Raw genomic sequence first — 21,234 nt, 5'->3', positions numbered from 1 at the left:
CGATTATTTTCCTTCAATGCTCAGCGCTTCGTTCACCAGCGCTTCTTGTTGGGCTTTGTGTTGGCTGGCCAGACCCGTCGCGGGCGAGGCCGATGTGGCGCGACCAACATAGCGTGGCCGGGTATGCTTGGCCTTGATGCGGGTCAGTACCCATTCGATATTCGGCTCGATAAAGGTCCAGGCGCCTTGATTCTTGGGCTCTTCCTGACACCAGATCATTTCGGCACCCTTGAAGCGCTCAAGCTCATTGATCAGAGAATGCGCCGGGAAGGGATAGAACTGTTCGATCCGCATCAGGTAGACATCGTCGATGCCGCGCGCATCGCGTTCTTCCAGCAGGTCGTAGTAGACCTTGCCGGAACACATCACCACGCGCTTGACCTTGTCGTCCTTGACCAGCTTTGTGTCCGAATTTCCCTGCTGCGCATCGTCCCACAATACGCGGTGGAAGCTGGAACCGGTGGTGAATTCCTCGGCCTTGCTGACTGCCAGCTTGTGGCGCAGCAGCGATTTGGGTGTCACCAGGATCAGCGGCTTGCGGAAGGTTCGGTGCAGCTGACGGCGCAGGATGTGGAAATAGTTCGCAGGCGTGGTGCAGTTCGCCACGATCCAGTTATCCTGACCACACATCTGCAGGAACCTTTCCAGGCGCGCGGACGAGTGTTCGGGGCCTTGCCCTTCGAACCCGTGCGGCAGCAGGGTGACCAGACCGGACATGCGCAGCCATTTGCTTTCGCCCGAGCTGATGAACTGGTCGAACATGATCTGCGCGCCATTGGCAAAGTCGCCAAACTGCGCCTCCCACAGCGTCAGCGCGTTGGGTTCCGCCAGCGAATAGCCGTACTCAAAACCCAACACCGCGTATTCGGACAGCATCGAGTCGATCACTTCGTATTTCGACTGGCCCTCACGGATGTTGTTCAGCGGGTAGTAGCGTTCTTCGGTTTCCTGATGCACGAAGCCCGAGTGACGTTGGCTGAACGTCCCGCGGGTTGCGTCCTGACCGGACAGGCGTACGGGGAACCCTTCGGTCAGCAGCGAGCCAAACGCCAGCGCCTCGCCCGTTGCCCAATCAAATCCCGTTCCGGTTTCGAACATCTGCTTCTTGTGATCCAGCAGACGTGCCACCGTTTTGTGGACTGCAATATCCGCAGGGGCATGGGTCAACGCTTTCCCAACCTCGGCCAGCGTTTCGGGCGCGATTGCGGTTTCGCCGCGGACATATTCTTCTTTGTTCTTGTCCAGATGCGACCAGCGCCCGTCCAGCCAGTCGGCCTTGTTGGGTTTGTAGTCCTTCCCGGCCTCGAACTCATCATTCAGATGCGCCTGGAAGGCCGCTTTCATATCCTCGATCTCACCCTCGGGGATCAGGCCATCCTTGACCAGACGCTCGGTATACAAAGACAGCGTGGTCTTATGCGTCTTGATCTTCTTGTACATGATCGGGTTGGTGAACATGGGCTCGTCGCCCTCGTTATGCCCGAACCGACGGTAGCAGAAGATGTCGATGACCACGTCCTTGTGGAACTTCTGGCGGAACTCGGTCGCGACCTTGGCCGCGTGGACAACGGCCTCAGGGTCGTCGCCGTTCACGTGGAAAATCGGCGCTTCGACCATCAGCGCGATATCAGTCGGGTATGGGGACGAGCGCGAGAAGTGCGGCGCGGTGGTGAAGCCAATCTGGTTGTTCACCACGATGTGCATCGTGCCGCCGGTCTTGTGACCCTTGAGGCCGGACAGGCCGAAGCCTTCGGCCACAACACCCTGACCGGCAAAGGCTGCGTCGCCGTGCAACAGGATACCCATGACCCTGGTGCGGTTTTCGTCGCCCAACTGATCCTGTTTGGCGCGAACCTTGCCCAGAACAACCGGGTTCACCGCCTCGAGGTGCGAGGGGTTTGCCGTCAGCGACAGGTGCACCGAGTTGCCATCAAATTCGCGGTCGCTGGAAGCACCGAGGTGGTATTTCACGTCGCCTGACCCGTCGACATCTTCGGGTTTGAAGCTACCGCCCTGGAACTCGTTAAAGATGGCGCGATACGGCTTGCGCATCACGTTGGCCAGGATGTTGAGGCGACCGCGGTGCGGCATACCGATCACGATATCGCTGACACCCAACGCGCCACCGCGCTTGATGATTTGCTCCATCGCGGGGATCAGCGCCTCACCGCCGTCCAGACCGAACCGCTTGGTGCCCATGTATTTCACATGCAAGAACTTCTCGAAGCCTTCGGCCTCGACCATCTTGTTCAGGATCGCCTTTCGGCCTTCCTTGGTGAACTGAATCTCTTTGCCATACCCCTCGATCCGTTCCTTCAGCCACGCGGCCTCTTCGGGGTTCGAAATATGCATGTATTGCAGCGCGAATGTGCCACAATATGTCCGCTTCACGATCTCGACGATCTGGCGCATGCTGGCCATCTGCAGGCCCAACACGTTGTCGATAAAGATCGGGCGGTCCATGTCGCCCTCTGTGAAGCCATAGGTCTTGGGGTCCAGCTCGGGGTGGGTGCTGGCCGCGCGCATGCCCAGCGGGTCCAGATCGGCGGCCAGATGGCCCCGGATGCGATAAGCCCGGATCAGCATCAGCGCCCGCAGGCTGTCCAGCACGGCGCGTTTGATCTGATCTTCACTGACCGGAACGCCCTTGGCCTCGGCCTTGTCCTTGATCTTTTTGCCAGCCGCCTTGGCATCGATTTCCGCCCATTCGCCCGTCAACGCACCGGTCAGATCATCCGTCGGCATCGGAGGCCAGTCGGTCCGTGCCCAGGACGGCCCTTCAGCCTCGCGCTGGATATCCGGGGTGGCGTCGCCCATCGCCCGGAAGAACTCGACCCAGGCGGCATCTACCGCATTCGGATCCTTGGTGTACTGGGCATAAAGCTGCTCCAGATATTCCGCATTGTGCCCCTGCATAAAGCTTGAGGCATGAAAGGCAGAGTTAGGCGTATGTTCGGTCATTGGGCTACCTCTGTTGGGTTGGGACCGTATTGGTTGGTGCCTGGCTGGCTGGGGCGGGTCAGCCACCAAAGAACCAGGAGGGGCGACACAAAAAGAACAAGCAGTGTCGGAATGACAATCAGCAGGGTGGCGCGGGTGAACAGGATGTCCAGATTGCCGCCGTGCTGGAAACTGGAGGCAAGGCCGATGCCAAAGAACAGAACCGCCCCGGCGCCGAGGATGAGAAGGATCGGCAACAGGGCGAACAGCCCGCTGCGCCCGGTATCATGCATCCGCCGCCACGCGACGGCCAGATGCGGGATGAACACGATCAGGCCCACGATGCTCTGCACCGGTGCCGAGGACGTTGCAGTGACGGATTTCACCTCATCGCTTTGGCTGACCGAGACTTGCGTGAAGAGTTGCCAGTCGATGATTCCGGCGATGATGTTCCAGATCACGATGAACAGGAAAAAGAACCAGTATTCGGGCCGCGAGGCGCGGCCCGAAAAAGTGAAGAATTTGGAGAAACACGTTCTGACAGCCTCACCAAAGGTCATGTGTTCCGTTCCTCCCCGATTAGACGGCCGAAGCCGCCATATCAGCCAATCGCTTCCAACACAGCCTCACCCAGCTGGGCAGGGCTTTCGGCCACGACGATACCGGCCGAGCGCATGGCTTCGATCTTGTCCTCCGCACCGCCTTTGCCGCCGGCGACAATCGCGCCCGCGTGGCCCATGCGGCGGCCCGGAGGGGCTGTGCGGCCTGCGATGAAACCTGCGGTTGGCTTCTTGCGGCCCCTCTTGGCCTCATCCGCCAGGAATTGCGCGGCTTCTTCTTCGGCCGAGCCACCGATCTCACCGATCATGATGATCGACTCGGTCTCGTCATCGGCCAGGAACCATTCCAGCACGTCGATATGCTCGGTGCCTTTGATCGGGTCGCCGCCGATGCCCACGCAGGTGGACTGGCCCAGACCCACATCGGTGGTCTGCTTTACGGCCTCGTAAGTCAGAGTGCCCGAGCGTGAAACAACGCCGACCGAGCCGCGCTTGTGGATGTGGCCGGGCATGATGCCGATCTTGCATGCATCCGGCGTGATGACACCGGGGCAGTTCGGGCCGATCAGGCGCGAGTTCGAGCCTTCCAGCGCGCGCTTCACCTTCATCATGTCCAGAACCGGGATGCCTTCGGTGATGCAGACAATTACTTCCATCTCGGCATCAATCGCTTCGAGGATCGAGTCAGCCGCAAAGGGCGGTGGCACGTAGATCACCGAGGCATTGGCTTCGGTCACGTGCTTGGCTTCGTGGACCGAGTTGAACACGGGCAGGTCCAGATGGGTCATCCCGCCTTTGCCGGGGGTCACGCCGCCGACCATCTTGGTGCCATAGGCGATGGCCTGTTCAGAGTGGAATGTGCCCTGCGAGCCGGTGAAGCCCTGACAGATCACTTTGGTATTTTCGTCGATGAGGACTGCCATTTGGCGTTCTCCTATTTTAGGCGGGCCAAAGCCTGCCAGAATTCTTCGGAAAGGCGGGTCGAAACCCACCCCACGGAATTGGATTAGCCTTTGACGGCCTTCACGATCTTCTCGGCACCGTCTTTCAGGTTGTCCGCCGCGATCACGTCCAGGCCAGAGGTGTTGATGATCTCTTTGCCTTTCTCGACATTCGTGCCTTCCAGACGCACGACCAGCGGAACCTGCAGGCCGACCTCTTTCACCGCGGCGACGACGCCCTCGGCGATGACGTCACAGCGCATGATGCCGCCGAAGATGTTGACCAGAATGCCTTTGACCTGCGGGTCCGAGGTGATGATCTTGAACGCTTCGGTCACTTTCTCTTTGGTGGCACCACCACCAACGTCCAGGAAGTTGGCAGGCTCAGCCCCGTACAGCTTGATGATGTCCATCGTCGCCATCGCCAGACCGGCACCGTTGACCATGCAGCCGATCTCACCATCCAGTGCGATGTAGTTCAGGTCGTATTTGCTGGCTTCCAGTTCCTTGGGGTCTTCCTCGGTCGTGTCGCGCAGCTCGGCGATGTCGGGGTGACGGTAGACCGCGTTGCCGTCGAAACCGACTTTGGCGTCCAGCACCTTGAGGTCGCCCTTGTCCGAAATGATCAGCGGGTTGATCTCCAGCATCTCCATGTCCTTCTCGACGAAGGCTGCATAGAGCTGGCTCATCAGCTTAACGCATTGTTTGACCTGCGCACCTTCCAGGCCCAGCGAGAAGGCGATACGGCGGCCATGATAGGGCTGATAGCCCGTCGCGGGATCGACCGAGAAGGACAGGATTTTCTCGGGCGTTGCGGCGGCCACCTCTTCGATGTCCATGCCGCCTTCGGTCGAGCAGACGAACGAGATACGGCTGGTCTGGCGATCGACCAGCAGGGCCAGGTACAGCTCACGCTCGATGCCGGATCCAGCTTCGATGTAGATGCGGTTGACCTGCTTGCCTGCGGGACCGGTCTGGTGGGTGACCAGTGTGCGGCCCAGCATCTTTTTGGCTTCTTCGGCGGCTTCTTCCACCGACTTGGTCAGACGGACGCCGCCTTTTTCACCGGCGTCGGCCTCTTTGAACGAGCCTTTGCCGCGGCCACCTGCGTGGATTTGCGCTTTGACAACCCAAAGCGGGCCGTCCAATTCACCAGCTGCGGTTTTGGCTTCCTCGGCGCGCAGAACCGCGCGTCCTTCGGAGACCGGAGCGCCATAGCTACGAAGAAGCGCTTTGGCCTGATATTCGTGAATGTTCATCGAAACTGTCCTGTCTGACTGCGATTACACCGTTATAGGGGTGTCTAGGGGGCAAGTTTAAAGGCTTTTTTGACAGGGATGCAGTTTTTCACGAAGATTTTCATTATTTGTGATCACAGTTTTTTGGGGTGTGATCACAAATGTGGAGGTAAAGCTGAAATTTGATTCGTTGCCGCCGACGGCCTTTAGAATAAACAATGTTTTCAGCTAGCGCTAAACCCGGACTCAGCTGCGGCGCAGGCGAACGACTCCCTTTTTCACGCTCATGACGAGCTTGCGCAACTTGCCCAGGATGCCCTTGTCCACCAGTGGGCGCACCTTCTTTGTTGTGCCCGGTGTCAGTTGTGCATCTGCCTGGATCAGGTCGTTTAGGTGACGTTCCAGGTCTGGCCCTACGAGGCCTGCGACGGACCGAGCGCTGTCCAGCCGTTTGTCGTGTCGGCTATGGAACTTGTAGTGGTGCAGCAGCCGAGGCGCGCTGTGCAGGAACCCGAACATCTCGGCCTGCCGGTAGTCGAGGAAATTGTATTCCGGTGGTAAAACAGCCAACCGCAGATCGCTCTCGAACAGTTTCTCGCGGATCAGTGCCTGATCGGATTTCAGGTCTTCCGCAACTATCGTGTCCTGCACCTCGCGCAGAAAGGCCAACACCTGGTCCGAGGCACGGATACCCACCAATCCGCCATTCAGGTGTGGGAACGCATTGGGCAGCGGTGTTTTCCAGATGCGCCGAGTATGCTGCGAATTGCGCAAGGGATCATGCACCATGGCAATGTCGAACCGGTCGAGGACGGTGAAGATGTCTGACATATCCGCGAGGCAGCGTACGTCGGCATCCAGATAGACAGTCTTGTCAAACCGCGACCGCACAAGGCTTTCGAATTTTGGGCGGAACCAGCTTTTGTCCAGCATGTGTATTTGGTCGAAGACCTCAGTCCCCAATACGCCCTCAACGTCGGTGAACAAATCGACTGCTTCATTTGGCATTGCAGCTTTGAGGGACTCGGCCGCTGCCACAGCAGTTTCGATGTACTGGTCGCCACTGGCGGCTATGACAAATCCCTGAGATGACATGACAAACTCCCACAAAAAAACCCGGTCCACCAACAGGTGGGCCGGGTCATCTTTAGCCGTTGCTTTCGGATCAGGCCAGAGAGGCGTCGATCCCTTTGCATGCTTCGATCAGGCCTTTCACGGCGTTGACCGAGTTGTCGAAACCGGCTTGCTCGTCTTCGTTCAGTTTGATGTCGACGATGCGTTCGACACCACCGGCACCGATCACGGTTGGGACGCCGACATAGAGGCCGTCAACACCCAGTTCGCCATTGCAGTAAGCGGCGCAGGGCAGAACGCGTTTCTGGTCTTTCAGGTAAGCTTCGGCCATTTCGATCGCCGAAGTGGCAGGCGCGTAGTAGGCCGAGCCGGTCTTCAGCAGGCCAACGATCTCGGCGCCGCCGTCGCGGGTGCGCTGAACGATGGCGTCCAGCTTGTCCTGCGTGGTCCAGCCCATCTCGACCAGGTCGGGCAGCGGGATGCCAGCAACGGTCGAATAACGGACCGACGGCACCATGGTGTCGCCGTGACCGCCCAGAACAAACGCGGTGACGTCACGCATCGAAACATTGAACTCTTCCGACAGGAAGTGAGCGAAACGGGCCGAGTCCAGAACGCCAGCCATACCACAGACCTTGTTGTGCGGCAGACCCGAGAACTCGCGCAGAGCCCAGACCATCGCGTCCAGCGGGTTGGTGATGCAGATCACGAACGCGTCGGGCGCGTGGGCTGCGATGCCTTCGCCGACCGACTTCATGACCTTGAGATTGATGCCCAGCAGGTCATCACGGCTCATGCCTGGCTTACGTGCGACACCGGCGGTGACGATGCAAACGTCTGCGCCTGCGATATCGGCATAATCTCTGGTGCCGGACATCGCGGCGTCGAACCCTTCCGAGGGGCCGGATTCAGCGATGTCGAGCGCTTTGCCCTGCGGCAATCCGTCTGCGATGTCGAACAGGACAACGTCACCCAGTTCTTTGACAGCTGCGAGGTGCGCAAGCGTGCCGCCGATGTTCCCTGCGCCGATCAGCGCAATCTTGGGTCTGGCCATTTGGAAAATCTCCGGTCGGAATTGAAATCGCGGTTGTGCTAGTCGTTAAATGGCTTTCGCGCAAGTGTTCAGCGGCGCGGCATGCAACCGCATACCGTTTGCGCCCGGGGTTGTGATTGCGCTAAACGACCAGTGATACAGGCTGAAACCGGGGCGCTGCATGTTCGAATTGAACCTGATGTTTTTTGCTGTAGCGATCCCGGCCGTGATCTTTGCGGGCATCTCAAAGGGCGGCTTTGGCTCGGGCGTGGCCTTTGCGTCGTCGTCGATTCTGGCGTTGATTTTGGATCCGGGGCAGGCGCTGGCGCTGATGTTGCCGATCCTGATGGTGATCGACGTGGCCACACTGGGACCCTATTGGAAACGCTGGAGCTGGCCGGATGCGCGCCTTCTGATTCTCGGGGCCTTGCCCGGTGTTGCGTTGGGCGCGTGGTTGTTCAGGACCACAGATGACGACCTTTTGCGCCTGTTGATCGGAGGGATCTCGATCGGCTTTGTCATATGGCACCTCGCCCAGACCAGGGGCTGGGTGCGTGGTTTTGCCAATCGACTGCCGCCGTCCGCCGGAATGTTTGCCGGGGTCGTCGCGGGGTTCACCAGCTTCGTCAGCCATGCAGGTGGCCCCCCGGCTGCCGTCTACCTACTGTCGCAGCGCCTTTCGAAAACTGAGTTTCAGGCCAGTACAGTTCTGGTTTTTTGGGTCATCAACATCGCCAAATTTGTGCCCTACGCTTATTTGGGCCTGTTCACGTGGCACACGGCCTGGGCCGATCTGTTGCTGACCCCTTTCGCAATCCTTGGGGCCTGGCTTGGCGTTCGGGCGCATTTCATGATGTCTGAACGCCTGTTCTTTGGCATCGCCTACGTTCTTCTGACCCTGACGGGCAGCAAGCTGATCTGGGATGCGCTGACCTGATCAGGTGTTGGGCGGCAGGCTTTCGGCGATCGTTTCGTATGCCTGCCCCGAGGCGACAAGGCATGTCATTCCATCCGGCAGCGTCACCGTGATCGTCCAGCTGCCACTTTGATCCGAGGCGTAAACCTCCATCACCGCCCCCTGCCGCGCGATGCCAATGCCCTGACGGGTTTCGCCGTAGGTTTCGGCCAGCCGTTTGATCACCTCGTCACGCGGTGCGCATGTGCGGGCGTGCAGTTGTCCAGCGGCCAGAACCATGATTCCAAGGCCCATCGTCATCTTGAACAGTGCCTTTTGCATCCCTGACCCCTTTCGATTCCAGTCGCGGATAAGGGTGCCGAGAGAGCGCCCAAATTCGGTTAAACGAACGCGCGTTGCGCTGGGTCACGTATCGGAATGCTGCGGCGCGGCGATTTTGCGCTTGAACTTTCCGACAAAAAATGCCCCATTCCGCGCAACTTTATTTCTTCGGGAGAAGCCAATGGACCCGCGCCAGCGCCCCTATCGATCTGTTCTTTACATCCCTGGCTCGAAAGATCGGGCTCTGGACAAGGCCCGCACCCTGCCAGTCGATGCGATCATTTTCGACCTCGAAGACGCAGTTGCAGCGGATGAGAAAGAGAATGCGAGAGAAACGCTCAAAGCCGCGCTTGCTGCGGGCGGATATGGCGCGCGGGTCAAGATCGTGCGCATCAACGGGCTGGACACCGAATGGGGCCGCGCCGACGCCGAGGCCGTGCGCGACATGGACGCGGATGTTGTTCTGCTGCCCAAGGTGAACTCGGCCGCAGATGTGGATGCGCTGGCCGCGATCACCGGAGACATTCCGATCTGGGCGATGATGGAAACCCCGCGTGGGATGCTGAACGCGGCCGAGATTGCGGCCCATCCGCTGATGGCGGGTTTTGTCATGGGCACCAATGACCTGGCAAAAGAGCTGCAAACCCGCTTCCGTCCGGATCGTCTGCCGCTGATGACGTCACTGGGCCTGTGCCTGCTGGCCGCCAAGGCCGAAGGGCTGATCATCGTCGACGGTGTCTATAACGCATTCAAAGACGCCGAAGGTCTGGCTGCCGAATGCGCGCAGGGGCGTGACATGGGCTTTGATGGCAAGACGCTAATCCACCCTGCGCAGGTCGATGTCACCAACGCGGCTTACGCTCCGTCCGAGACCGAGATCGACCTGGCACGTCGCCAGATCGCCGCCTTTGAAGAGGTCGAGGCGCAAGGGCAGGGCGTTGCTGTGGTTGATGGCAAGATCGTGGAAAACCTGCACGTTGTAACTGCCCGCGAAATTCTGGCAAAAGCGGAGGCAATTACAGCTTTGCAAGCGGGGTAAGCCAGCATGGGCTTTGTTCTTCTGATTCTCGGTGTGGCACTGTGGTGGGCCGCACATCTGTTCAAACGCGTGATGCCGGAGCGCCGCGCCGCCATGGGCGATGGCGGTAAGGGTGCGGTCGCACTGGCTCTGGTCGCGTCGATCCTGCTGATGATCTTCGGTTATCGCATGACCGATTTCATCTACGTCTGGGCGCCGCCAACGTTCATGATCCACATCAACAACCTTTTGGTGCTGATTGCGATCTTCATGATGAGCCCCGCAGGGACCAAAGGGCGTTTGCTGAACAAATTGCGCCACCCAATGCTGGGCGGGTTCAAACTGTGGGCTTTCGCGCATTTGCTTGTGAATGGTGATCTGGCCTCGATCATCCTGTTTGGCGGATTGCTGGCCTGGGCCGTGGTCGAAGTGATCGTGATCAACAAGTCCGAACCCGACTGGACCCCCGGCGAACCCGGCACCTATGGGAAGGACGCGATGTTCTTTGTCGCTTCGATCGTTCTGCTGGGCATCATCGGTTACATTCACGGGCTGGTCGGTCCGTCGCCTTTCCCGTCTTAAGGATTTGACATCATGGCAAAACTCTATCGTCTGTTGACCGAGGAAGACACATCCGCGTTCTGCCACAAAGTGTCCGACGCGCTGGCAAAGGGGTGGGAGCTGTATGGCGATCCATCCTACGCCTATGACGAAAACAGCCGCATGATGCGCTGCGCACAGGCCGTGACCAAAGAGGTCGAGGCCGATTATTCACCTGACATGAAACTGGGACAGCAATAATGGCAAAAACCAATCCGGGCCGCTTTTTCGAGGATTACTCTGTTGGTCAGGTCCTGCAACACGCAGTTCCACGCACCGTGACCACCGGCGAGCGGGCGCTGTACCATGCGCTCTATCCTGCGCGGCACGCGCTCTATTCCTCGGACGAGTTTGCCCGGGCCTCTGGTTTGCCGCAAAGCCCGATTGATGATCTTGCCGCGTTCCACGTTGTGTTTGGCAAAACTGTCCCCGATATCTCGCTGAATGCGGTGGCCAATCTGGGCTATGCCGAGGGGCGCTGGCTGAAGCCGGTTTATCCCGGCGATACGCTGCGTTCGGAATCCGAGGTGATCGGCCTTAAACAGAACTCGAACGGCAAGACAGGGGTTGTCTGGGTGCGTACGCGCGGCCTGAATCAGCGCGATGAGGTTGTGATCGAGTATGTCCGCTGGGTGATGGTCCGCAAATCCGATTTGGACGCACCCGCGCCCGAGACGGTTGTGCCGGAACTGAAAAAGGCTCTGGGCGCACAGGATTTGATTGTGCCCGAGGGCCTCGATTTCTCGAACTACGATTTCACCCAAGCCGGTGAAGCGCATCGCTGGGGTGATTACGACATCGGCGAGACAATTGATCACGTGGACGGCGTCACTGTCGAAGAGGCCGAGCATATGTTGGCCACACGCCTGTGGCAGAACACCGCCAAGGTGCATTTCGACCTGACCTTCCGCCCCGACGGGCGGCTGATTTATGGCGGTCACGTGATTTCGATGGCCCGGACCCTGTCGTTCAATGGTCTGGCCAATGCGCAGATGATTGTTGGTTTGAACGGGGGCGCGCACGCCAATCCCTGTTTTGCTGGTGACACGATCAAGGCCTGGTCCGAAGTTCTGGACAAGGCGGAAACCGGCGTCCCGGGTGTTGGTGCGATCCGTCTGCGTTTAGTCGCCACCAAGGGCGGTGCGCCGTTCGAGCTGAAAAACGAAGACGGGCGGTATCTGCCGAATGTGCTGCTTGATCTGGACTATTGGGCGTTGATGCCAATTTAACGTCTTCCCTGACATTCATTTGATCGCGGCCTGCGCCATTCGTGCTAGGCTGCGGTCATGACCCTGTTTCGCACATTAGCAACCTGCGTCTGCCTGTCGCCGCCCGCCTATGCCTGCGATCTCGCTTTGGCGTTGGCGGTGGATGTCTCGGGGTCGGTCGACAGTACGGAATACCGTATTCAAATGGACGGTCTTGCCGCCGGTTTGCGCGACCCGATTGTGTCCGAGGCGCTGGTACGCGGACGGGCCCAAGTGATGCTGGTGCAATGGACGGGATCGTCGCGCCAGCAAGTCACGGTTCCCTGGACACGCATCGACAGTTTCGAGGCGATAGATCAGTTTGCGGACAGGGTAGGCAATGATCCTCGTGTCTGGCGCAATTTCTCGACGGCGATAGGCGAGGCGTTGGAAACGACTATGGCCTATTTTGACGAGGTTGCCGAATGCGAGCGGCATCTGATCGACATCTCGGGCGATGGTGTGTCGAACGAGGGGATCGAGCCGTCTGAAGTGCACCGAATCCTGCGGACCCGTGGTGTGACGGTGAACGCAATTGCCATCGAGGAAACCGAACCAGACCTGACGGCCTATTTCTTTGAAAACGTGATCGTAGGCGAGGGAGCATTTGTCGTTTCGGCCTCGGGGTTTGCCGATTATCCCGCGCGTATCCGGAAGAAATTGCTGCGTGAAGTGACCCAGCAAACCGCTGAATTGAAATAGCTGAATCGCAGATTCGGGGTTTCAGGCGCTAACATCACATGTCTCATAATGCTTTTGTGATCACGACTTTATTTTGTGTGATCACATATCACAAATATCCGCCATTTTGCATCAATTATCAGCTTTTTTGCAGCTGCAGCACGTGACAGAACGGCAAAAAACGGTAAAACCTTCGGAAGCCAACCGTAAAGGAGCCAACATGGCCGATGTAAATCGGGGCAATCGCCCTCTTTCACCCCATCTTTCGATTTATCGCCCGCAGCTGACTTCGGTGACCTCAATCCTCGTGCGTATCACGGGAATTGCGTCACTGGCGATCGCATTCTTTGTCGTCTGGTGGTTCCTGGCAGCCGCGACTTCAGAGTCGTCATTCAATTTTATCGACGGCCTGATGAGAAGCTGGTTGGGTGATCTGGTGATGTTCGCTGCGACTTGGGCGATTTTCTACCACATGCTGGGCCGTCTGCGTCACGTGATCTGGGACCTGGGGTACTGCGTGGATGTGCGGATTTCCGAGAAGCTGGGGATCGGTATGCTGGTGCTGGCTACGATCCTCGCCTTCATCACGGCGATCGCGGTTTAAGGAGACTGGTTATGAATTATCTCACTGACCGCAAGCGCGCGCAGGGAACCGGGGCTGGCGGCGAAGGTACGCATCACCACTGGCAGATGATGGTCAGCTCGGCCGCGCTGGTTGTTCTTGTGCCGCTTTTCGTGTTCGTCTTTGCCAACGGGCTGGGCAAATCCTACGAAGAGGTTCTGGCGTATTACGGTCGTCCGTTCCCGGCCATTGTGACTGGCCTGACAATGGTCGTCGTCATTCTGCACCTGGTGCGTGAAACACAGGTAGCGATCGAAGATTATGTCCACGGTGTCGCAGAAAAGCTGAGCCTCATGGCCGTCGCGGCGTTTGGCTACACATTGATGGCTGCAGGGTTGTTTGCCCTGATCAAGCTGGCTCTGTGAAACGCGCGGTAAGGAAATAGACAAATGACAGCTGCATACGAATACGAAACACACGAATATGACGTGGTTGTTGTCGGTGCCGGTGGGGCCGGTCTGCGCGCCACACTGGGTATGGCGGAACAGGGTTTGCGCACGGCATGCGTGACCAAGGTTTTCCCGACACGCTCGCACACGGTTGCTGCGCAGGGCGGTATCGCCGCGTCGCTTTCGAACATGGGACCCGACCATTGGCAGTGGCACATGTACGACACCGTCAAGGGCTCGGACTGGCTGGGTGACACCGACGCGATGGAATACCTCGCGCGTGAGGCTCCTAAGGCCGTGTATGAGCTGGAGCACTATGGTGTGCCCTTCAGCCGGACCGAAGAAGGTAAGATCTATCAGCGTCCTTTCGGCGGCCACACCACCGAATTCGGTGAAGGTCCCGCGGTGCAGCGGACCTGTGCCGCCGCTGACCGAACCGGCCACGCGATCCTGCACACGCTGTACGGTCAGTCGCTGAAGAACAACGCCGAGTTTTACATTGAGTACTTCGCCATTGACCTGGTCATGTCCGAGGACGGGCAGTGTCAGGGTGTCGTCTGCTGGAAGCTGGACGACGGCACGATGCATGTCTTCAACGCCAAGATGGTGGTGCTGGCGACCGGTGGCTATGGCCGCGCCTATTTCAGCGCAACCTCTGCCCATACCTGCACCGGCGACGGTGGTGGCATGGTGGCCCGCGCGGGCCTGGCCCTGCAGGATATGGAATTCGTGCAGTTCCACCCAACCGGCATCTACGGCTCGGGCTGCCTGATTACCGAAGGCGCACGGGGTGAAGGTGGTTATCTGACCAACTCGGAAGGCGAACGGTTCATGGAGCGCTATGCGCCCCAGTACAAGGACCTGGCACCCCGCGATTATGTCTCGCGGTCGATGACCATGGAGATCCGTGAAGGCCGCGGCCATGGTGAAAATGGTGACCACATTCACCTGAACCTCAGCCACCTCCCAGCCGACGCGCTGGCAGAGCGTTTGCCGGGTATCTCGGAATCGGCGCGCGTATTTGCAGGCGTCGACGTAACGAAAGAGCCGATCCCGGTTCTGCCGACCGTTCACTACAACATGGGCGGTATCCCGACGAACTATTGGGGTGAGGTTCTGAACCCGACCGCTGACGACCCAACTGCCGTGGTTCCAGGCCTGATGGCTGTGGGTGAGGCGGGGTGTGCCTCGGTCCATGGTGCAAACCGCCTGGGCTCGAACTCGCTGATCGACCTGGTTGTCTTTGGCCGCGCCGCTGCGATCAAGGCCGGTAAGGTTGTTGACGCGGACGCGCCGAACCCGGTTCTGAACCAGGCGTCCGTCGATAAGGCTTTTGATCGGTTTGATGCCATCCGCAATGCCAGTGGCGCGATCCCGACTGCGGATCTGCGGCTGGAGATGCAGCGCACCATGCAAGAGGACGCGGCCGTATTCCGGACCGCCAAAACCATGGCCGAAGGCGTCGAGAAAATGACTGCGATTGCAGCTAAAATGGACGACCTGAAAGTCAGCGACCGCTCGCTGGTCTGGAACAGTGACCTGATGGAAACGCTGGAACTGACCAACCTGATGCCAAGCGCTCTGGCCACCATCGTGGGTGCCGAGGCACGTAAGGAATCCCGTGGCGCACACGCGCATGAGGATTTCACCGAACGTGATGACGAAAACTGGCGTGTCCACACCGTCTCGCGTGTCGATGGCAACAAGGTCGAGCTCAGCTATCGTCCGGTGATCGTCGATCCGCTGACCACCGAAGATGAAGGCGGTATCAGCCTGCAGAAAATCGCGCCCAAAGCGCGGACATTCTAAATCCGAAGCACTGCGCGCCTCCTGTTTTGGGGGGCGCAATTATTTGTAAGGTCCTGCTGCTTTCGCAGGTTCTCTACAACAATTCAGACAAAGCCATTTTGAGATCGTTGGAGATGCGCGCCGGTTCGCGTGCGATAGCGAACTCGAAACACGCCTTTCGCTTTTCGATCAACTCCGCATCCGACATTGCAATGACGCGCATCAGCATGCGGATCAACCCGCGAGGGTTCTGAGCCGGATATAGCAGATCGTGGCAAGCCTCGGGTGTTGTTTGTTTGTGTGGGTCAATGTCCGGGCCGATGAGCGGCAGCCCGAATGTCTGGGCAAGCATGGCAGTGCCGGATGTGAAAGTTGTGGTCGACGGCAGAACGTAAGCGTGTGCCTGCGAAAACACGTGCGCGACCTCTTCATCGGGAATGCGATCTGCGACTACGGTGTTGTTCGGGTTTCGTTGAATGCGCCGTGCTAAGCGGCGCCCCGAGCGGAATACGCGACCAACTACTGAAAGGTGAAATTCATAACCCCGGTTGGTGAGCTTTTGGGTCGCCTGCTGCAGCCGATCCAATTCCCGGCTTCCGCGCATCGCGCCGAATGTCAAAAGCCGCGTGGTGTCGCGCAAAGGCAAAGGGCGGTTCAGAGTATGCTCGGCCGGTTCATAAACTCCCAGATAGCTGGGGTGCGGAATCAGGCGCAATTTATCTGGGTTAGTGCCGTATTCCGAGATCATGTGGTGTTTGGCGTTGGGTGTGTGAACATGCACCAAATCCACAAGCTGAGCCAATTGCCGGCGGCTCTCGCAGAAAATCGCGCTTTGATCTGCGGCGGCATGAGCGAATTTGTTGTGAATGGTCCAGATTATCCGCCCACCATTTGCCTGAAACTGCCTGAGCCGGTCAAACGCGATGGGAAAAATGGTGTTTTCTTCTTCACTCTCTGGGTTTCCAAACAGACGGTCATCCCAGTGAATGTGAATGATTTCGTTTTCGGCCTGAAATTCGGGCTGGGCAAATTCGGAAAATAAAACGGTGCGTGGGCCGGACAGATTGAATTCAGGTGCGCAGGCCGAATACATCATATTCTGATAAGGGTTCTTGGTCCCGTAAGGTATGTTAACGACGTTTGTCGGCATTCTATGTTCTGCCCTCAGCCCGTTTTGCACCTGCACATTCTTTTTGCGTCAGGAGTCCGTAAAGGCGAATTTGCCTAATTTTCTTAGGTGTTTTCAAGGTTAAAAGGTTGGCTTTCTGCGCTGCGGAGTATATCTATTAGCGGGATTTTAGCGAGGTCGGAAATGGTACAACTCACCCTGCCAAAGAACTCTCGGATTACGACGGGCAAAACCTGGCCCAAGCCGGAAGGCGCCAAGAATGTTCGTAAGTTTCAAATCTATCGCTGGAACCCGGACGATGGGCAAAACCCGCGCGTAGACACCTATTTCGTGGACATGGACAGTTGCGGCCCGATGGTTTTGGACGCGCTGATCAAAATCAAGAACGAAATCGATCCCACCTTGACCTTCCGTCGGTCCTGTCGTGAAGGGATTTGTGGATCCTGTGCGATGAATATCGACGGGATTAACACTCTGGCCTGTATCTACGGCATGGATGAGATCAAGGGCGATGTGAAGATTTACCCGCTACCGCACATGCCGGTGGTGAAGGACCTGATCCCGGACCTGACTCATTTCTACGCCCAGCATGCCTCGATCATGCCGTGGCTGGAAACCAAGACAAACCGCCCGGCGAAAGAGTGGAAACAATCCATCGAGGATCGCAAAAAGCTGGATGGTCTGTACGAATGCGTGATGTGCGCCAGCTGCTCGACCTCGTGCCCGAGCTATTGGTGGAACGGTGATCGCTACCTTGGGCCCGCCGCTTTGTTGCACGCTTATCGCTGGATCATCGACAGCCGGGATGAAGCCACGGGCGAGCGTCTGGACGAGCTGGAAGATCCCTTCAAGCTGTACCGTTGCCACACGATCATGAACTGCGCCAAGACCTGCCCGAAGGGTTTGAATCCGGCCAAAGCGATCGCCGAGATCAAGAAGATGATGGTCGACCGCGCAGTCTAAATCGGCTTAAAATCAAGCACTTGCCGCGTTGCGGTGAGTGCATGCCGACAATGCAAATTTAGGCAATGCGACTGCCCCTGATCAGTACTATTCTACGGTCAGGGAGGGGTGATATTACCGAGAACGGGATCGCTCCGATGGAAAATCAAGAACCAAAATCCAAGACAAGCACCTCAGACGCGCTTGAGCTGTTGAATCAGGCCTGGGCGTACTACACGCCCGAACCTACCGTAGCAGAAGAACAGCGTGAACCGGCCCTCTTCGAATACGCAAACGCTGCTTAATCCGACAGCAGACTTGCAGGCGATGTACAAAATGGGCCATGCAGGGGTATGCCCATTTTGCTTCTTGTTCTGGCTGGCGGTGTATTTGCCTATTTCCTGTGGCGGTCACGTACATCTTCATTGACGCGTGATTGTCGGTGGCGCCAGCACCGTAAGGAAGGTGTCTGGATCTGTGCCTATTGCGGGGCGCAGAAGGAAGGCGCAGATTCACCGACCAGCTGCCTGAAAGGGAAATAGAAGAGCAGGGCGACCATGCGCCCTGTCGGTGACTATGCAGCGTCAGGAAATGCCGCTTGCAGTGCGATTTCAACCATATCACCAAAGCTGCTTTCGCGTTCGGACGACGGCAAGGCCTCACCCGTCAACAGGTGATCTGACACAGTCAGAACGGCCAACGCGCGGCACTTGTGGCGGGCGGCCAGAATGTAAAGCTCGGCCGCTTCCATTTCGACCCCCAGAATGCCGTGGCGGACCATCTGTTCGTTCAGGTCGGGGCGTTCGTCATAGAACACGTCCGAAGAATAAATCCCGCCGATATGAGTGGGTGTCCCCTTCGCTGCGGCGGCCTGTGCGGCGGCCTGCAACAGTCCCCAATCCGCGCAGGGGGCAAAGTTAAGTTCTTTCAGGATGCCGCGCGATGGTGTGCTGAGCGTGGTCGACGTCATTGCCAGAATTACATCACGAATACCCACACTGTCCTGCATCCCGCCGCACGATCCAATGCGGATCAGGGTTTTGGCACCGAAGTCGCGGATCAATTCGTTCACGTAGATCGACAAAGACGGCATTCCCATGCCACTGCCCTGAATTGTTACGCGATTGCCTTTCCAGATACCTGTAAAGCCAAGCATGCCGCGCACGTCATTGACTTGTTTTACATCGTCCAAAAACGTTTCGGCTGCCCATTTCGCCCGATATGGGTCGCCAGGCAATAAAACAGTTTCGGCAATTTCGCCCTTTTCGGCACCAATATGAATTGTCATTTTAAGATCAGTTCCAATTGAGTTTCAGATTTCCAGATCAGAAATATCAGCGCCGGATTGCAGCGCGTCATGAATCCATTGCGGTTTCCGACCGCGCCCGGACCATGTCTGATTTGGATTTCCGGGATTTCTATATTTCGCCTTTGTTTTCGCAGATTTGCCCGACGGAACCGCATCCACAGCCAGATCAGACAATGAAAATCCGTATTTCGCGGCCGCCTTTTCAACCGCTTGCAGAGCTTCTTTACGCTCGCGTTTTTCAGCTTCCACCAAGGCCCGTTCAACTTGATCGCGCAATTCCAACAGGTCTTTGCGCGACATTTTTTCCAGATTCACAGCCACAATTCCTCTCCCCAGAATATTGATAGGCAATGTTCGCGATGGCCCACCGTAATTCCAAAGGAAAAGATTATCTATCCCCTTTGCACAGGGGATAGAAACAGAGCGAATGTATTTTGCAGGTCGTTTATTCAGCAGCCATATTTTGGGGGTCAACCAAAGTAACGATGTCACCCATGATTGCATTCAGCTCAAAGTTTTTGGGCGTATAGATTTTTGCGACACCCATGGCCTTAAGCTTTGCCGCATCGTCATCCGGGATAATCCCGCCGACAACTACCGGAATATGTTCCATCCCTTCGTCGCGTAGTCGGTTCATGACATCCTGCACCAGCGGAATGTGGCTGCCCGACAGGATAGACAGTCCAATTACGTGTGCGTCGTCTTCTGCTGCGGCCGTTACGATTTCCTCTGGCGTAAGGCGAATACCCTCATAGCTGATATCCATGCCGCAATCGCGCGCGCGGAAGGCGATTTGTTCCGCACCGTTCGAATGCCCGTCCAGCCCAGGTTTCCCGACTAGGAATTTCAGCCGGCGCCCCAGCTTGTCGCTAACTGCGTCCACGGCTGCACGCAGATCTTCCAGCCCCTCGGTCTTGTTCGAGACCGAGCCGGACACTCCGGTTGGCCCGCGATAGGTGCCATAGACCTTGCGCATTTCCTCGGCCCATTCACCCGTGGTCACGCCCGCCTTGGCGGCGGCGATCGACGGTTCCATGATGTTGGTTCCGTTTTGCGCCGCCTCACGCAGCGTGGACAGGGCAGCTTTGACAGCGGTATCATCACGTTCCTGACGCCATTCGTTCAGACGTGCGATCTGTTCTTGTTCGACGGCCGGATCGACCACCATGATACCGCCGTCCTCGGTCTGCAGAGGCGAGGGCTCGCCTTCGATCCATTTGTTCACGCCAACAACAACGGTTTCGTTCCGTTCGATGCGGTTCAGGCGTTCGGCATTCGAATCCACAAGGCGCGATTTCATGTACTCGATCGAGGCGACTGCGCCACCCATCGAATCCAGGTTGGTCAGTTCCGCCCGCGCGCCCTCTTTCAGTTCTTCGACCTTGGCATCCACAGCGGGGTTGCCGTCAAACAGGTCGCCGTATTCCAGCAGGTCGGTTTCATAGGCCAGGATCTGCTGCATCCGCATCGACCATTGCTGATCCCACGGGCGGGGCAGACCAAGGGCTTCGTTCCATGCCGGCAACTGCACCGCACGTGCGCGCGCCTTTTTCGACAGGGTCACCGCCAGCATTTCGATCAGGATACGGTAGACGTTGTTTTCCGGCTGCTGCTCAGTCAGGCCCAGCGAGTTCACCTGAACACCGTAACGGAATCGGCGGAATTTCGGGTTTTCGACGCCGTAGCGCTCTTGCAGGATTTCGTCCCAAAGATCGACAAACGCGCGCATTTTGCACATTTCAGTAACAAAGCGGATGCCCGCGTTCACAAAGAACGAAATCCGTCCACACAGGGCAGGGAAATCCTCGGCCGGGACGCGGGGGCGCAGCTCATCCAAAACGGCGATGGCGGTGGCCAACGCATAGGCCAGCTCCTGTTCGGGCGTCGCGCCCGCCTCTTGCAGGTGATAGGAACACACGTTCATCGGGTTCCATTTCGGAACGTTGGTATAGCAATACTCGGCAACGTCCGCGATCATCTTCAGCGAAGGTTTCGGCGGGCAGACATAGGTGCCCCGGCTTAGGTATTCCTTGATCAGGTCGTTCTGAACCGTGCCTTGCAGTTTAGAGACATCTGCACCCTGTTCCTCGGCCACTGCGATGTAAAGCGCTAGCAGCCAAGGTGCCGTCGCATTGATCGTCATCGAGGTGTTCATCTGTTCCAGCGGGATCTGGTCGAAAAGGACGCGCATATCCCCCAGATGGCAGACGGGCACACCCACCTTACCCACTTCGCCGCGTGCGAGCGTGTGGTCGCTGTCGTAACCGGTCTGAGTCGGCAGGTCGAAGGCCACCGAAAGACCGGTCTGACCTTTTGCAAGGTTCCCGCGATACAAGGCGTTCGACGCTTTGGCGGTGGAGTGACCGGCATAGGTTCGGATGAGCCAGGGGCGATCTTTCTGCGTCTGCGTCATAGCTGGACCTCGTGTTTCGGGCGGGCAAGAAAATTTCGTCACCGGCTTCTAAAGCGCAATTTTCGGGATATGT

22 protein-coding genes are annotated in these 21,234 nt (G+C 57.8%); 11 read left to right on the top strand and 11 right to left on the bottom strand.

Translation table 11 applies throughout. The annotated features are described in order from the left end of the window. Positions 1 to 3 precede the first annotated feature (3 nt). From J7416_RS07225 to mdh, 6 genes are all read right to left on the bottom strand, one after another. Positions 4 to 2,961, bottom strand: a complete 2,958-nt coding sequence (locus J7416_RS07225; protein ID WP_209224060.1) for a 2-oxoglutarate dehydrogenase E1 component — start codon at positions 2,959 to 2,961, stop codon at positions 4 to 6. Continuing rightward, a complete protein-coding gene (locus J7416_RS07220; protein ID WP_209224059.1) occupies positions 2,958 to 3,500 on the bottom strand; it encodes a DUF805 domain-containing protein in 543 nt (180 codons plus the stop codon). Before J7416_RS07220 ends, J7416_RS07225 begins: the two co-directional genes overlap by 4 nt. A gap of 41 nt (positions 3,501 to 3,541) precedes the next feature. After that, a complete protein-coding gene (sucD, locus tag J7416_RS07215) occupies positions 3,542 to 4,423 on the bottom strand; it encodes a succinate--CoA ligase subunit alpha (protein WP_209224058.1) in 882 nt (293 codons plus the stop codon). A gap of 83 nt (positions 4,424 to 4,506) precedes the next feature. Continuing rightward, positions 4,507 to 5,700, bottom strand: a complete 1,194-nt coding sequence (gene sucC / locus J7416_RS07210; protein WP_209224057.1) for an ADP-forming succinate--CoA ligase subunit beta — start codon at positions 5,698 to 5,700, stop codon at positions 4,507 to 4,509. A 225-nt stretch (positions 5,701 to 5,925) separates the two neighbouring features. Next, the gene (locus J7416_RS07205; RefSeq protein WP_209224056.1) at positions 5,926 to 6,774 is read right to left on the bottom strand and encodes a putative nucleotide-diphospho-sugar transferase; all 849 of its coding nucleotides are present in this window, start codon (positions 6,772 to 6,774) and stop codon (positions 5,926 to 5,928) included. A 70-nt stretch (positions 6,775 to 6,844) separates the two neighbouring features. Further along, a complete protein-coding gene (gene mdh / locus J7416_RS07200; protein ID WP_209224055.1) occupies positions 6,845 to 7,807 on the bottom strand; it encodes a malate dehydrogenase in 963 nt (320 codons plus the stop codon). Between the two features lie 160 nt (positions 7,808 to 7,967). Here mdh and J7416_RS07195 point away from each other — a divergent pair, with 160 nt between their 5' ends. Beyond that, entirely contained in the window at positions 7,968 to 8,723 is a 756-nt protein-coding gene (locus J7416_RS07195; RefSeq protein WP_209224054.1) for a sulfite exporter TauE/SafE family protein, read from the top strand. On the opposite strand, the gene J7416_RS07190 is transcribed toward J7416_RS07195, so the two are convergent. Next, positions 8,724 to 9,023, bottom strand: a complete 300-nt coding sequence (locus J7416_RS07190; RefSeq protein ID WP_209224053.1) for a hypothetical protein — start codon at positions 9,021 to 9,023, stop codon at positions 8,724 to 8,726. Between the two features lie 181 nt (positions 9,024 to 9,204). Between J7416_RS07190 and J7416_RS07185 the strand changes: the two genes are divergently transcribed. The 8 genes from J7416_RS07185 to sdhA all read left to right on the top strand — a co-directional run bounded on the left by J7416_RS07185 (position 9,205) and on the right by sdhA (position 15,389). Further along, positions 9,205 to 10,062, top strand: a complete 858-nt coding sequence (locus tag J7416_RS07185) for a CoA ester lyase (protein WP_209224052.1) — start codon at positions 9,205 to 9,207, stop codon at positions 10,060 to 10,062. Between the two features lie 6 nt (positions 10,063 to 10,068). Then, positions 10,069 to 10,623 carry an NnrU family protein gene (locus J7416_RS07180; protein ID WP_209224051.1) on the top strand — a complete coding sequence of 185 codons (555 nt, stop codon included), beginning with the start codon at positions 10,069 to 10,071 and terminating at the stop codon, positions 10,621 to 10,623. Between the two features lie 12 nt (positions 10,624 to 10,635). Then, positions 10,636 to 10,842 carry a DUF1737 domain-containing protein gene (locus J7416_RS07175; RefSeq protein ID WP_170332370.1) on the top strand — a complete coding sequence of 69 codons (207 nt, stop codon included), beginning with the start codon at positions 10,636 to 10,638 and terminating at the stop codon, positions 10,840 to 10,842. Next, the gene (locus J7416_RS07170; RefSeq protein ID WP_209224050.1) at positions 10,842 to 11,870 is read left to right on the top strand and encodes a MaoC family dehydratase; all 1,029 of its coding nucleotides are present in this window, start codon (positions 10,842 to 10,844) and stop codon (positions 11,868 to 11,870) included. Before J7416_RS07175 ends, J7416_RS07170 begins: the two co-directional genes overlap by 1 nt. A gap of 57 nt (positions 11,871 to 11,927) precedes the next feature. Then, positions 11,928 to 12,590, top strand: a complete 663-nt coding sequence (locus J7416_RS07165; RefSeq protein ID WP_209224049.1) for a DUF1194 domain-containing protein — start codon at positions 11,928 to 11,930, stop codon at positions 12,588 to 12,590. Between the two features lie 199 nt (positions 12,591 to 12,789). Further along, entirely contained in the window at positions 12,790 to 13,173 is a 384-nt protein-coding gene (sdhC, locus tag J7416_RS07160; RefSeq protein WP_209224048.1) for a succinate dehydrogenase, cytochrome b556 subunit, read from the top strand. Positions 13,174 to 13,184: 11 nt separating this feature from the next. After that, entirely contained in the window at positions 13,185 to 13,556 is a 372-nt protein-coding gene (gene sdhD, locus J7416_RS07155; RefSeq protein ID WP_209224047.1) for a succinate dehydrogenase, hydrophobic membrane anchor protein, read from the top strand. 24 nt (positions 13,557 to 13,580) lie between these two features. Beyond that, positions 13,581 to 15,389 carry a succinate dehydrogenase flavoprotein subunit gene (gene sdhA / locus J7416_RS07150; RefSeq protein WP_209224046.1) on the top strand — a complete coding sequence of 603 codons (1,809 nt, stop codon included), beginning with the start codon at positions 13,581 to 13,583 and terminating at the stop codon, positions 15,387 to 15,389. Between the two features lie 73 nt (positions 15,390 to 15,462). On the opposite strand, the gene J7416_RS07145 is transcribed toward sdhA, so the two are convergent. Further along, positions 15,463 to 16,518, bottom strand: coding sequence for a glycosyltransferase family 4 protein (locus J7416_RS07145; protein ID WP_209224045.1), 1,056 nt, complete (start codon positions 16,516 to 16,518; stop codon positions 15,463 to 15,465). 162 nt (positions 16,519 to 16,680) lie between these two features. On the opposite strand from J7416_RS07145, the gene J7416_RS07140 reads away from it, so the two are divergent. Both J7416_RS07140 and J7416_RS07135 read left to right on the top strand, forming a co-directional pair. Next, entirely contained in the window at positions 16,681 to 17,460 is a 780-nt protein-coding gene (locus J7416_RS07140; RefSeq protein WP_209224044.1) for a succinate dehydrogenase iron-sulfur subunit, read from the top strand. Positions 17,461 to 17,597: 137 nt separating this feature from the next. Next, positions 17,598 to 17,744, top strand: a complete 147-nt coding sequence (locus J7416_RS07135; RefSeq protein WP_209224043.1) for a hypothetical protein — start codon at positions 17,598 to 17,600, stop codon at positions 17,742 to 17,744. A 269-nt stretch (positions 17,745 to 18,013) separates the two neighbouring features. Here J7416_RS07135 and deoD read toward each other — a convergent pair whose 3' ends face one another. The 3 genes from deoD to J7416_RS07120 all read right to left on the bottom strand — a co-directional run bounded on the left by deoD (position 18,014) and on the right by J7416_RS07120 (position 21,203). After that, a complete protein-coding gene (deoD, locus tag J7416_RS07130; protein ID WP_209224042.1) occupies positions 18,014 to 18,727 on the bottom strand; it encodes a purine-nucleoside phosphorylase in 714 nt (237 codons plus the stop codon). 24 nt (positions 18,728 to 18,751) lie between these two features. After that, the gene (locus tag J7416_RS07125; protein WP_209224518.1) at positions 18,752 to 19,069 is read right to left on the bottom strand and encodes an H-NS histone family protein; all 318 of its coding nucleotides are present in this window, start codon (positions 19,067 to 19,069) and stop codon (positions 18,752 to 18,754) included. A 124-nt stretch (positions 19,070 to 19,193) separates the two neighbouring features. Continuing rightward, positions 19,194 to 21,203 (bottom strand): protein meaA, encoded by a 2,010-nt coding sequence (locus tag J7416_RS07120; RefSeq protein ID WP_348540248.1) that lies wholly within the window; start codon positions 21,201 to 21,203, stop codon positions 19,194 to 19,196. Positions 21,204 to 21,234: the final 31 nt, after the last annotated feature.

It is taken from the genome of Ruegeria sp. R14_0, assembly GCF_017743975.1.
Classification (GTDB): domain Bacteria; phylum Pseudomonadota; class Alphaproteobacteria; order Rhodobacterales; family Rhodobacteraceae; genus Ruegeria.
Note: the sequence above shows the minus strand (reverse complement) of the source record. Positions and strands in the feature narration are given on the sequence as shown.